Below are 2,008 nucleotides of genomic sequence, written 5' to 3'. Positions count from 1 at the left end.
CGACGAGGAACGCGGCGGATCGCCCAACCATCTCCGACCCGGCGCCGCGCGCCGGGAGCTCAGGCACATGCGGGAGATCAGGCAGCTCGCCGACGACGATGCGCGCCGCCTCGTCTCTGTCCTCGAACGGCAGCGATCCCATACCGGTCGCTACAGCCGGTTTCCACGGATAGTCCACGTTCGCCGAGACTACCCGCACGGACGCGCCGACCGAGCCGTTCGGACGGGACACGAGGTGAGCGGCGACCGCGCCGGTCACGTCAGGTGATCGAAATCCCCACGCACCCACGCGACATGCCGCTCGGCTGAACGCTGCACGGCCAGGTCAGCCTCCGCAGTAATCGCGTTGTCGAAGTTGCTCCAGATCTGTTCGAAGCGCAACGGCTTGATCCGCTCGGCGATCCGCGCCACGACAGCGCCGGACAGCGGCAACCGGTTGGGATAGCTGCGTTGAAAGCTCGTGGTCACCCGGTCGGGATTGACCATGATGGTGTCACCGGCCAGCAGGACTCCGCCGCCGTCGTCGCCCGACCAGTGGGCGACCGCGCTGCCGGGGAAATGGCCACCGACCTGGTGCAGCGTCAGTCCCGCCGTCACGTCGTACTGATCCGACCACAGCGTGATCGCGCCGTCACGGCGCCCTAGCCAGTGCGCATCGGCCTCGTTCACCAGGATCGGTGCGCCGCCGAGGGCACGGGACCACTCGACCTGGACGCCGAACATGTGCGGATGGCTGGCCGCGATCGCCAGCACCGGCCCTTGCTCGCGTATCCACGTGACTGTCTCGTCGTCCAGGTACCCCACGGGATCCCAGAGCAGGTTGCCCTGTGGTGTGCGCAGAAGCAGCATCTGCTGCCCGATGCCCACACCCGGGGCTCGCAGTCCCCATAGGATCGGTGTGCGCTGCCGGACGGTGATGGTCGCGCCCTCGTCGCGCAGGTCATCGAGGCTCGCCCACGCTTGGCCGGTCTCCGGCACGTACTGGCGTTCGTCAGCGCAGATCGGGCAGACGTCGGGTACCGGCTCGTCGTACTCCACCGCGCAGGTCCTACAGGTGATCATCATTCCTCCAGCCGGTCGCCCGTGGCACACACTCTGCACGCACGAGTGCGCTGATCTTACGGCTTTGCCGCGTGTGAGGCGGACCTGCGGGTCTTTCGCCACCGCGAGACGTCATGATCCGTCGAGCTCAGGAAGGGCTGCGCCGCCGCTCAAGGCCGTCGAGGATCAGGTCCAGCCCGAACTCGAATCCGTCCCCGTCCTCGTCGTCCTGGAGGTGGTGGCGGATGTGTGCGGCCAGGTCGGGGTATTCGTCGACCGGGAACGTGCGCAGGAACTCCTCGCCCGTCTCCATCATCTGGTCGTGGTCGAGGGGGAATCCCAGCGCCTGCAGCGCATGGCCGACGATGTGGTCCTCGATCGTGTGGAAGGCGCGATCGAGGAGGTCCGGCGGGAAGCCCGCCTCGTCCAGGCTCCGCAGCGCGCTGTCCATATAGCGCATCCGCGCCGGCCCCAGGTTGATGCTCGATGTCCACAGACCGGCTGCCCAGGGGTGGCGCATCAGTACGGCGTGCGCCGAGATGGCCCGCCGGCGCACGTGATCCCGCCAGTCCGGGCTGCTGTCGGGCAGCTCGATCTCTCCGGCTACCCGATCGAGCATGCCGTGGAGCAGGTCGTCCTTGTTGTGGACGTGGTTGTACAGCGCCATGGCCTCCACGCCGAGCTCTTTCCCGAGCCGGCGCATCGTCAAAGCACCGATGCCCTCGGCGTCGGCCAGGGCGGCGCCCGCATCGAGCACCCGGTCGCGGTTCAGCCGTGTGCGGCGTTCCGTCGACGAGTCGTTCGGTGTCGGCACTGGCGGCATCCGTCCTCTCTTGACGATCGACGGAACGAAGCGTACCTTACAGCGTATATATTTACATTGTAAACATAGGGTGGAGTGACATGAAAGCGATCATGCAGCGCAGCTACGGCAACCCCGGCGACGTGCTGGAGCTCCGCGACATCG

The 2,008-nt window shown here is 67.1% G+C and carries 2 protein-coding genes and 1 pseudogene; all 3 read right to left on the bottom strand.

Annotated elements, in window-relative coordinates; all coding sequences use genetic code 11:
• Positions 1-178 (bottom strand): annotated as a pseudogene (locus ELR45_RS38580) (methionine synthase); the annotation flags it as partial.
• Positions 179-255: 77 nt separating this feature from the next.
• A complete protein-coding gene (locus ELR45_RS21190) occupies positions 256-1,062 on the bottom strand; it encodes an MBL fold metallo-hydrolase (RefSeq protein ID WP_129668121.1) in 807 nt (268 codons plus the stop codon).
• Positions 1,063-1,189: 127 nt separating this feature from the next.
• Entirely contained in the window at positions 1,190-1,855 is a 666-nt protein-coding gene (locus tag ELR45_RS21185) for a TetR/AcrR family transcriptional regulator C-terminal domain-containing protein (protein WP_205856979.1), read from the bottom strand.
• Between the last annotated feature and the right edge of the window lie 153 nt (positions 1,856-2,008).

The sequence above is a fragment of the Phytoactinopolyspora endophytica genome, assembly GCF_004138495.1.
GTDB classification, from domain to species: Bacteria; Actinomycetota; Actinomycetes; order Jiangellales; family Jiangellaceae; genus Phytoactinopolyspora; species Phytoactinopolyspora endophytica.
This window is presented reverse-complemented; position numbering and strand designations above follow the sequence as displayed.